Below are 9,871 nucleotides of genomic sequence, written 5' to 3' on the forward strand. Positions count from 1 at the left end.
TTGACGAAACTTCTGCTAAACGATGAACGTTTGCTTCTCTTGCTCTATAATCACCTCCTTTGATAGTGTCATAAAACAATCTAAAAGTACTATCTCCATCATTTTGATAATTTTTCGCTGCGTTAATTCCTCCTTGAGCAGCGATAGAGTGCGCTCTTCTTGGTGAATCTTGAAAACAAAAGGCTTTAACATTATAGCCCATTTCTCCTAAAGAAGCCGCAGCAGAAGCTCCAGCCAAACCAGTACCAACAACAATAATGTCGATTTTTGGACGATTATTAGGAGCAACTAATTTTAAATGATCTTTATAATTTGTCCATTTATCCGAAATTGGACCTTCAGGTATTTTTGAATCTAGTTTCATCTGTTTATTTTATTATTTTTATAGGTCAGATGTAACGCCTTAAGGCGTTTCATTAAACTTGAAATTATTGATTAAAATGGTGAAACAATGCAATGAAAATGAATCCGAATGGAACAATTACTGCAAATGCATATCCTAATTTATGTAGTGATCTTGAGAATTTATTATTAAATCCAATTGACTGCATTGAAGAATTGAAACCATGCCATAAATGCAAAAACAATAATACAAAAGACACACAGTATATGCCTGTACGAACCGGACTTTCAAATTTATGAACCATCTCACCAAAATATCTTGTAGGTTCAAACGGATTTACCTCAACATATTTATAAACCATCTCTGGAATCCAGAAATCATAAAAATGCAATCCTAGAAAAGCTAATACAACTAAACCAGAAATAATCATGTTCCTTGATGCCCAAGAAGAATTGGCGGCACCATTGTTTTTTGCATAACTAATTGGTCTTGCTGCTCTATTCTGAATTTCTAAAACAAAACCCATTACAAAATGAAAAACGACACCAGCCACAAGTATGGGTTGCATTACAAATTGAATTATCGGATTGTTACCCATAAAATGAGAACAAACATTGAAAGTTTCATCGCTAAATACAGAAGTTAAATTTATAAAAAAATGAAGTGCTAAAAAGGTTACTAAGAAAAGTCCAGAAAGTGCCATAGCGACTTTTTTTGCAATGGACGAACTCAAAATAGAAGATTTTGCCATAAGATTGAATAATTTATTTAATAAAATCAGACAAAAATACAGCTATTTGCTATTAACCACAACCTTTTTTTTGTAATTTATAATGAATTTAAAATGGGTTTAACAGTTGTTGATTTATATCAGTTTAAAACGACTTTTTGAACAATAAACTGTTAAACAAATTATTTTACATAAGTAGGCACCAATCCACGTAATCCCATATCAACAACGCTTTCGCCAATAGATGGTTCGTATTTTCCGTCGGCAGTAATCTCTTGCCATTCAAAACTATTATTAATAGAAAGTGAAAGTGTAACCACTACATCGCTAGTTTCGGAGCCGTCGATTACTAAATTGCTAGCAAATCTTCCTGTTACGACACAAGAACCTGATGGGATTGGCGATGTTGAGGCAATCGGATTTGGAACTGTTGTGGCGCCGGCCGGTGCTTGCCCCGAAGTAGAATATGGATAATCGTTCAAGGCAAAGGCCCAATATCCCTGTGCTCTATTTCCGTTAATAGGGAAAGTAGCATTTTCTATATCAAAAGATGTAATGTAAGTTTTAAAACCAACAAAACTGGCTAAAGTTCCTGCATAATCTACTCCTGCATTACGGACATTTATTTTATAGTTTTGATAAGATAAAGAAACACGCATCCATTCATAACTACCCGCCGTTACTTGACTCAACGGAATTTTTATAAAAGTTTCCCCTTGAGAAACAATTTTTGACTTACTAAAATCGATAGCTACAGCTCCTCCCATAGTAGTTTCGGGAGCATGATATAATATAGTTCCTGCGCCAAGTAGTGTATTTGCATTGGGAGCCATTTCAAGATAATGAGCAGAGATGGTATTAAAAATAGGAGATTGAGCCGCATTTCCTGGCGCTATCGTAGATGGTTGCCCCAAATTGTTAAGTCTTGCCTGATTAGGATCAAATTGAAATTTAATAATAAGCATGGGTTCGCCCTCTTTGTCTTCACTACAAGATAAAAACGGAACTACTATTGTTAGTAATAACAGTAAAATAAAATAACTCTTTTTCATTTGATTTTTCTTTTTTTTCATTACCCAACAAATGGTTAAGCTAGCGTAGGATTTATTTAATTTGTTAAGTCTTTGCTAGTGTGTTTTTGTTATATCTTCATCTATAACGAGAATATAGTCTGCTTTATTATAATCTTCTGTCGATATTTTTTTTAATTCCTTTTGCTCGATGGTTGCAATAGTTAAAATTCCCAGGTTTGGTGCCGTTTTTTTTAAATACCAATAAATCCCTTCAAAGTTGTCAGAATGGTATGTTCCGTTAAAATGAATAAAGATAGATTTCTCTTTTAAATTCTTTTGAATAAAATAGGCCATAGTTGCGTCTTTAATGGCTTGCGCTTTCGGCATATTGGGACTCGCATGATCTCCCATCATTTTCATCATGTTAACATACCCGGGTAATTCGGAATCGTAAACAATTGGCAAAGGAGCAATCCATGTCTTCTCCTGCGAAGTTAAATTTTCCAAGCCTTCAAAGCCCTTTTTGGAAACTATTGAAGCAAATCTTCGGGGAATATTAGTGGCAATAAATGTTATATTGTTTTCCTTAGCAAATTCAACTAAAGGTTTGTAGTCTGTTTTATAATTGGGCCAAAGTCTGGCAGTTGAATCCAATTGCTTCTGATTGATTTCTCCTTTCAGAAATTGGTCTAATTGCTTTTGATTATCTGCTTCAATCATCTCGGCTCCTAAAATTATTGCATTTTTATCGGCTAAATCTTTGGTTAATTCTAATTCTAACCAATGAGAAATAGCATTGTTATGATATTCGCCAAACAAAACCACTTGTGCTTTTTCAGCAGCTATTAGTAGCTTACCATAGTCGACTTTCTTGCCTTTTTTATCAAAAAGCTGATAGGCATTCTTTTCTTGTGAAAAGCCAATTATAGGAGTTATTAGAAAAAAAATAACAAAAATTAATCGTTTCATAGCAGCTCTTTTTAATTCCAATGTTTTAACTTTGGAACATACAATATTAATAATTTCATAATGAAATACCATCAAATAGACCGTCATTTGTTCGTTAAAAACAGAGCTAAATTTATAGGGAAAATGAAACCTAACAGCGTTGCTGTTTTTAATTCTAATGATATTTATCCTATTTCTGCCGATAGTACTTTGCCATTTGAACAACATCGGGACATTTTTTATCTATCTGGCGTCGACCAAGAAGAAAGTATTTTGTTGCTTTTTCCGGATGCGCCTTATGACCATTTGAAAGAAATTTTATTTCTAAAAGAAACCAACGAACACATTGCGATTTGGGAAGGCGAAAAACTAACCAAAGATAGAGCTTTTGAGGTTTCCGGAATTAAATCGGTGATTTGGTTGCAGGATTTTCATAAGACCTTGAAAGAAATTATGGCCTACGCCGAAACGATGTACATCAACACTAACGAGCATTATCGGGCGTCAATTGAAACCGAAACTCGTGAAGCACGATTTGTAAAATGGTGGAAAGAAAATTATCCGGCACACAAAGTAGAAAAATCGAATCCAATTTTGCAACGTATTCGTTCTATCAAAGAAAGTGAAGAAATAGATTTAATTCAGGAGGCATGTAACATCACTGAAAAAGGCTATCGTAGAGTATTGCAGTTTGTAAAACCAAGTGTAACCGAATATGAAATAGAAGCCGAGTTTGCTCATGAATTCCTAAGAAATCGTTCTAAGGGTTTTGCCTATACTCCAATAATTGCTTCGGGAAACAATGCAAACGTATTACATTATATTGAAAACAACCAACAATGCAAAGCCGGCGATTTAATTTTGCTTGATGTTGGTGCTGAATATGCCAATTATTCGAGTGATATGACTAGAATGGTGCCAGTTTCTGGTCGCTTTACAGACCGCCAAAAGCAAGTTTACAATGCGGTTTTACGCGTAAAAAATGAAGCAACAAAAATGTTAGTCCCTGGTAATTTTTGGAAGCAATACCATATAGAAGTTGGAAAAATAATGACTTCCGAATTACTTGGTTTGGGTTTAATCGACAAAGCCGATGTTCAAAATGAAAACCCGGATTGGCCAGCATATAAAAAATATTTTATGCATGGAACCTCACATCATATGGGGTTAAACACTCACGATTACGGACTTTTGAACGAACCAATGAAAGCCAATATGGTTTTCACTGTTGAACCTGGTATTTATATTCCGGCAGAAGGTTTTGGAATTCGTATTGAAGATGATGTGGTGATTCAGGAAAAAGGTGAGCCTTTTAACCTTATGAGAAACATTCCGATTGAAGTGGATGAGATAGAAGCGATAATGAATTCTTAGTAAGAACAAAAAGAATATAAAAATAGACGGCTCATAATTGTGGGTCGTTTTGTTTACCATATAAGTCATCTAAGAATATTTATGTTTTCTTGTATGAAACTTTTATGTCTTATATGATTAGGTTAAAAAACTATTTTTGCGACTATGAAAACCATCACCTACAAAAACACCAAAATCTCATTTACTGACGACGGGAAAGGTTCAGCTGTGGTGTTATTACACGGTTTTTTGGAAAACAAAACCATGTGGGATAAGTACATCTCAGCACTCTCTAAAAACCATCGTGTAATCAGTATCGATTTATTAGGCCATGGTGAGACAGAATGCCTTGGATATGTTCATACAATGGAAGATCAGGCTGATATGATTTTTGCTGTTTTGATTTCTCTTCGGATTAGAAAAATAGTTTTTGTTGGACACTCTATGGGCGGTTATGTGGCTTTGGCTTTCGCCGAATTATATCCGGATTATGTAAAAGGGTTGTTTTTGTTAAATTCTTCTTCTCGAGCAGATAGCGATGAACGGAAAATTAATCGAGACAGAGCAATTAAAGCGGTAAAACAAAACCACACCAACTTTGTTAGAATTTCGATTATCAATTTATTCAGCGAAGACAATCGTGAAGTATTGGCAAAAGAAATAGAAAAAGTAAAACTACAAGCATTAAAAACCCCTTTGCAGGGAATTGTCGCTTCTCTCGAAGGGATGAAAATCAGAAAAGATCGAGAAGTGTTGTTGCATTTTGCGCCTTATCCTATTCAGTTGGTTTTAGGAAAAAAAGATGGTGTTTTGATTTACGATGACACTATAGATCAGATTGAAGGAACTAAAGTGGAACTTACCACTTTTCCTGATGGACATATGAGTCATATTGAAAACGAAAAGGAGTTGAAAATAGTATTGCTTGAATTTTTGAAGAAGATATAAACACAAATTTCACAAATTAGCACAGATATTTTTCTAATTTATGAAATCTGTGTTCTAATTTATTTTCTCTTCAAAAGGAACGTCTTTGTTCAAAATTTTCTGTAATAAAATTACAATCTGTTCCAAATAGTTTTCCATTATTTCGCCCGAAATTGTTGCAACAACATCTTTATCTTGTTTAAACTGAAACGGTAAAAATCCGGATTTTAAGTTTTTAAAAGATATAATTCCCGCTTCCATTTCTTGCCCTTTGGTTTGCTCTTCATACATAAAAGCATAGGCCAAAACCTGAATTATTTTATCGTTTTTTATGTCATTGGATAAACCGTTCCAGTCTTTTAAAATAACATTGTTTTTATCAACTTTACCCGTTTTGTAATCCACGATTCTGATTCTTCTGTTTCGAAGTTCGATTCGGTCGACATTTCCTTTTATCAATACTGGGAAAGGCAAACGAGCATCGGTTAATACTCTTTCATAAGTTGTTTCGAGAGAAATAATTTGAATTTCATCTCCATTTTCGAGAGCTTCTAATTCTGTTTTTAGAAAGTTCAGCACATTTCGCTTTGCAACTTCAAAGGCTAAAAGGTTTCTTCCTTTTTTGATTTCACCTTCTTTATAGACTTCTTTAAATTGATTTAATACTTCATCGTCAATTTTAGAAATGCACATTTTTATATCTTCTTTAGTTAAAAGACGTCCAATAGTTGGCTTATACAATTCTTCTAATGTACCGTGAATAATGGTTCCTAAAGTATTAACAGCAATATTTTCTTCTACCTCATCAGTTTCAGAAATGTGTAACACCCTTTGAAAATAAAATTGAATTGGATTGCGAATATAAGTGGTCAAAGATGAAGGTGAAAATCCTTTTGTGGCAATTTCGTGCAATCGGGTCATCACGCTCTCTGTTTTTGGAATAGTAATCAGTTGATGTGCAATATTTGCCACATCCGGATTATAATATTGAAAAGTTAGGTTGTGATTGGGTTGCTTTTCAATTTCCAATTGCGTTATAAAACGACTTTTTTCACCAGCATCAAAACCTTGACTATCGGAATTATAAATCAAATAAACGTTTGTCGCTCTTTGTAACAAATGATAAAAATGATAAGTATAAATGGCATCTTTTTCTTTGTAAGTAGGTAAACCGTATTGCAACTTTACATCATAAGGAATAAAAGAGTTGGTGGATTTACCTGCAGGAAATTTGCCTTCATTAACTGATGTGATAATTACGGTTTCAAAATCTAATACACGGCTTTCTAAAACACCCATAATCTGCAAACCACTCAATGGTTCTCCTTCAAAAGAAACTTCAGCTACATCAATGACTTGCTTATAAATAGCTTGTAACGTCTTAAGATCATTTATGGAAGGATGTTTCGAAAAATAGGAAATCATTTTGTTAATGACTTTAAAAATAGAATATACAAAAGCATTCGTTATTTTTTCTTCTTCGGTTTCATAATCGAGATTGCTTTTGATTTTAAGCAGAATTTGAGCGATTTTTTCTAAAACAGTTACCGAATCGTTATCCCATTTTTGGAACAATAATGAAAACAATTGATTTTCTTTGCTGTAAAGCTCTACAAGCTTTTTATGAGTAATGAATGAATAATTGCTTTTATTAATTATGGAAACCAATTCGTTTGCATTTACATAAGGCTCGACTAATGGATGCGTCAAAACATCGAGAACATCTTTGTAATACATCACATAAGCTGATGGATTTCTAGTTAAAGCATTGGTGTGTAATTTGAACAATTTAGTAAGCAGCAGTTGTGCGGGATTATTTTTGCTTGAAAAACCCATTGTAATATTCAGGGCATCAACATTAGCCGGCAACGAATACAACATCGGTAGTAGCAAGCTTTCTTCTCCAAGTACTAATGCCATATTTTGAAGATTCCCTTTTTCTAATTGTTTTTCAACAATACTACCTACTATTTTAGCTTGCCCAATAGCTTTTGAAGTTGCAATAACATGAATATTCTTTTCGGTCTTAAAATCATTCGAGATCCATTCATAAGGATGTGTTTTATAATAAATCCATTCTGACTTAAACTTTCGTTGAAAATATCCGGCGTCATGGAATGTATCGTTGAGTAAGGTTTCGTCTATATCCCAATAAACTTTGGCTAAATCAAGCGCTAAAAGATGTTGAATAATTTTTTCTTCGGCTTGATTGAGAGCGTTGAAACCTGCAAAAACAAAATGTTTATCGTTATTATTTTCAGAGAAATGATTAAGATTTTCAACAGCTTCTCTATAAATTAATCCTTGATAACCAATTCCTTTATTTACTAAATACTGATATAACGAATGGTAATATTCTGGTAGTTTTTTCCAAAAAAGCATATGCTTTTCTATCAAACTTGTTCTTTTATCTACATCAACTGACCAGTGCTCTATTTCTTTGATATCTTCGAGATATTTTAAAATCTTATTTGGTTCTAGAAGATATCGATCTATTTCATTAAAATCTTGTAGTAAAGTTTTTGCCCAGTTAGCAAAATTTTCAAAAGATTCTTGTTTGTCTTTATCAGTTATCGAGAGATATACTTCATAAAACTCAAATAACAATTCGACACTATCAACTGAACGAATACCCGAAACTTCCTGGATAAACTCTTCTATACTAATTATTTCTGGGGCAAAGACATTATTCAGAACTAACAATTTTAATTCTTCAAGCAAAAACACTTTTGCTCTTTTGTTGGGTAAAACAATGGTCAGTTCCGATAAAGTATTGGAATTACTTTTTAAAACTTCTTGAGCAAGTTGGTTGAGAAATGTTGGTTTTGACATTTTATAAAAATAAAAAAACACCCCGATATTCTGAGCGTTTTATTGAAAATATTTTAAAATAAATTATTTCACTAATTTCACTTCAACTCTTCTGTTGTTAGCTTTACCAGCTTTAGTTTTATTAGTATCGATTGGTTTTGATTCACCATAACCAGCCGAAGCTAATCTTGAACTAGCAATACCATTTTCGATTAAGTAACCTTTTACAGCTGCTGCTCTCTCTTCAGATAATTTTTGGTTAGTATCATCTTTACCATCGCTATCTGTGTGACCTTCAATCGAGAAGTTAGAGTTTGGATACTCTTTCAAGATAGCTGTAATAGCTTGTAATACTGGATAAGTTTGTTGTTTAAACGAAGCTTTACCTGTATCAAATAAAATCGTTTTAGCGTAGTCATTTAATTTTTTGATAGCTTCTTCAGTAACTTCAGGACAACCGTTGTTAGCTGCAGTTCCGGCTACATCTGGACATTTATCATCTTTATCCAAAACTTTATCTCCATCTCTATCTGGCCAAGGACAACCAGCATTTTCTTTTGGACCTTTAACATCGATACATTTATCATTTTTATCTTGTGTTCCGTCTCCGTCAGTATCAGGACAACCTCCAAATTCTTTTAACCCTTTAACTTCTGGACAAGCGTCATCTTTATCAGCAATACCATCTCCGTCAGTATCAGGGCAACCATTAAATTCAGTTGGACCAGCAACATCTGGGCAAGAATCACTTGCGTCTGTAATTCCATCAGCATCTGAATCAGGACAACCATTAAATTGTTTTAAACCAGCAACTTCTGGACAAGCATCATCTTTATCATAAATTCCGTCACCATCAGTATCTTTACCTCCAAATTTGAAAGTAAGACCTGCATAGTGTTGCATGTGTGATGGCATGTCTTCACGAATATCTTCAAATGAATGTTTGTATGTTGAACGCCATGACAAACCTACCATTTCGGTAAACCAATACGTCAAACCTAAACCTCCGTTTAATGTACCAGCTTTTAACTCATCGCCAATCCAAGTATAACCTCCTCCAATGTGAATAGAAGGATCTATTTTTTTAGATTTTATTAAATTCATTAAGCTATAATTAATAACTCCATCAAATGCATAATAATTTTTGTCACCAGGATTAACTACAGTATATGGCCCTTCATCAACTCTTGGTAATACATACTTCGTTAATCTGTTAACAGATCCTGTAACTCCGAATGAGAAATTGTTTCCTACATATTTTGATACGTTAACAAAAGATACTGAAGGAAGAATATTCCAGTTGCCTTTAGCATAAAAAAACTGAGAAAATTGGTCTTCTAACGAAGAAGCAGCACTTACTCTTGTATCTACTGCGTTAACCCCAAACGATATGGCCCAAGGATTGTTGTTGTCTTGAGCTTGTGAGCTGAATCCAGCCAAAATTACCAAAGCAACGAATAATTTGTTTAGATGTTTCATACTTAATTTGATTAGATTATAATAATTATAATGTGGCAAAAGTAACACCTATTACTATAATATCAAAATGTTTTGTTAAAATATAGGTAATTATATAATATTTAACTCTTTCGCAACATCAGTAAATGCAGAAATAGCTTTGTCTAAATGTGCTTTAGAATGAGCGGCAGACAACTGAACTCTAATTCTTGCCATATTTTTAGGCACGACCGGGAAAAAGAAACCAATAACATAGATGCCCTTCTTTAAAAGCTCATCTGCCATTAT

8 protein-coding genes and 1 pseudogene are annotated in these 9,871 nt (G+C 33.6%); 2 read left to right on the forward strand and 7 right to left on the reverse strand.

The features are described 5' to 3' along the window. From ACOYLP_RS08445 to ACOYLP_RS08460, 4 genes are all read right to left on the reverse strand, one after another. Positions 1 to 364, reverse strand: a 364-nt coding sequence (locus ACOYLP_RS08445) for an FAD-binding protein (protein ID WP_422855738.1), incomplete at its 3' end; no start/stop codon positions are given. A gap of 64 nt (positions 365 to 428) precedes the next feature. Continuing rightward, positions 429 to 1,094, reverse strand: coding sequence for a succinate dehydrogenase cytochrome b subunit (locus ACOYLP_RS08450; protein WP_422855739.1), 666 nt, complete (start codon positions 1,092 to 1,094; stop codon positions 429 to 431). Between the two features lie 161 nt (positions 1,095 to 1,255). Then, a complete protein-coding gene (locus tag ACOYLP_RS08455; protein WP_422855740.1) occupies positions 1,256 to 2,146 on the reverse strand; it encodes a hypothetical protein in 891 nt (296 codons plus the stop codon). A gap of 54 nt (positions 2,147 to 2,200) precedes the next feature. Next, positions 2,201 to 3,055 (reverse strand): ChaN family lipoprotein, encoded by an 855-nt coding sequence (locus tag ACOYLP_RS08460; protein ID WP_422855741.1) that lies wholly within the window; start codon positions 3,053 to 3,055, stop codon positions 2,201 to 2,203. Positions 3,056 to 3,115: 60 nt separating this feature from the next. Between ACOYLP_RS08460 and ACOYLP_RS08465 the strand changes: the two genes are divergently transcribed. Together ACOYLP_RS08465 and ACOYLP_RS08470 are read left to right on the forward strand one after the other, a co-directional pair. Continuing rightward, positions 3,116 to 4,408: an aminopeptidase P family protein gene (locus tag ACOYLP_RS08465; protein WP_422855742.1), complete on the forward strand. Its 1,293-nt coding sequence runs from the start codon at positions 3,116 to 3,118 to the stop codon at positions 4,406 to 4,408. A 144-nt stretch (positions 4,409 to 4,552) separates the two neighbouring features. Next, positions 4,553 to 5,335 (forward strand): alpha/beta fold hydrolase, encoded by a 783-nt coding sequence (locus ACOYLP_RS08470; protein ID WP_422855743.1) that lies wholly within the window; start codon positions 4,553 to 4,555, stop codon positions 5,333 to 5,335. A 54-nt stretch (positions 5,336 to 5,389) separates the two neighbouring features. Here ACOYLP_RS08470 and ACOYLP_RS08475 read toward each other — a convergent pair whose 3' ends face one another. From ACOYLP_RS08475 to ACOYLP_RS08485, 3 genes and pseudogenes are all read right to left on the reverse strand, one after another. Beyond that, positions 5,390 to 8,146: a PD-(D/E)XK nuclease family protein gene (locus ACOYLP_RS08475; protein WP_422855744.1), complete on the reverse strand. Its 2,757-nt coding sequence runs from the start codon at positions 8,144 to 8,146 to the stop codon at positions 5,390 to 5,392. A 63-nt stretch (positions 8,147 to 8,209) separates the two neighbouring features. Continuing rightward, a complete protein-coding gene (locus tag ACOYLP_RS08480; RefSeq protein ID WP_422855745.1) occupies positions 8,210 to 9,604 on the reverse strand; it encodes an OmpA family protein in 1,395 nt (464 codons plus the stop codon). A 90-nt stretch (positions 9,605 to 9,694) separates the two neighbouring features. Then, positions 9,695 to 9,871: pseudogene (locus ACOYLP_RS08485) on the reverse strand (glycine C-acetyltransferase); the annotation flags it as partial.

Source organism: Flavobacterium sp. (assembly GCF_049318325.1).
GTDB lineage: Bacteria > Bacteroidota > Bacteroidia > Flavobacteriales > Flavobacteriaceae > Flavobacterium.

Bases quoted from the DNA above. Each gene is read 5' to 3' on its own strand.
- ACOYLP_RS08450 (WP_422855739.1), bottom strand. From the start codon at position 1,094: ATGGCAAAATCTTCTATTTTGAGTTCGTCCATTGCAAAAAAAGTCGCT.
- ACOYLP_RS08460 (WP_422855741.1), bottom strand. From the start codon at position 3,055: ATGAAACGATTAATTTTTGTTATTTTTTTTCTAATAACTCCTATAATT.
- ACOYLP_RS08480 (WP_422855745.1), bottom strand. From the start codon at position 9,604: ATGAAACATCTAAACAAATTATTCGTTGCTTTGGTAATTTTGGCTGGA.
- ACOYLP_RS08475 (WP_422855744.1), bottom strand. From the start codon at position 8,146: ATGTCAAAACCAACATTTCTCAACCAACTTGCTCAAGAAGTTTTAAAA.
- ACOYLP_RS08465 (WP_422855742.1), top strand. From the start codon at position 3,116: ATGAAATACCATCAAATAGACCGTCATTTGTTCGTTAAAAACAGAGCT.
- ACOYLP_RS08455 (WP_422855740.1), bottom strand. From the start codon at position 2,146: ATGAAAAAAAAGAAAAATCAAATGAAAAAGAGTTATTTTATTTTACTG.
- ACOYLP_RS08470 (WP_422855743.1), top strand. From the start codon at position 4,553: ATGAAAACCATCACCTACAAAAACACCAAAATCTCATTTACTGACGAC.